General features: G+C 63.8%; 1 protein-coding gene. It reads left to right on the top strand.

The window, feature by feature from the left end:
• The coding region (locus tag BFD71_RS38745) for a GMC family oxidoreductase N-terminal domain-containing protein (protein ID WP_141710980.1) at positions 1-611 on the top strand (611 nt) is incomplete at both ends.

Below are 611 nucleotides of genomic sequence, written 5' to 3' on the forward strand. Positions count from 1 at the left end.
GAACCTCAACATCCTGCCCGCGCTCAAGCAGGAAAAGCACTTCGAACTGCGCTCGAAATGCCACGTGCTGCGCGTCGAACTCGACGACACCAGAAAGCGCGCCACGGGCGTGACGTATATCGATCCGGCGGGCCAGGAAGTGTTCCAGCCTGCCGATCTCGTGATCGTCTCGGCGTTCCAGTATCACAACGTGCACCTGCTGCTGCTCTCGGGCATCGGCAAGCCTTATGACCCGGTGTCGGGCGAAGGCGTGGTGGGCCGCAATTTCGCCTATCAGAACCTCTCGACCATCACGGCGTTCTTCGACAAGGACACGTGGACGAACCCGTTCATCGGTGCGGGCGGCAACGGCGTGGCCGTGGACGACTTCAACGCCGACAACTTCGACCACGGTCCGCCCGGCTTCGTGGGCGGCTCGCCGCTCTGGGTGAACCAGGCGGGCGTGAAGCCGATCAGCGGCATCGCCACGCCCGCGGGCACGCCGAACTGGGGCGCAGGCTGGAAGAAGGCCGTGAAGGACCACTACGCGCACACCATTTCGATGGACGCGCACGGCTCCAACATGTCGTACCGCGACGTGTACCTCGACCTCGATCCGACCTATCGCGATT

This window comes from Paraburkholderia nodosa, from assembly GCF_001718195.1.
Classification (GTDB): Bacteria; Pseudomonadota; Gammaproteobacteria; order Burkholderiales; family Burkholderiaceae; genus Paraburkholderia; species Paraburkholderia nodosa_A.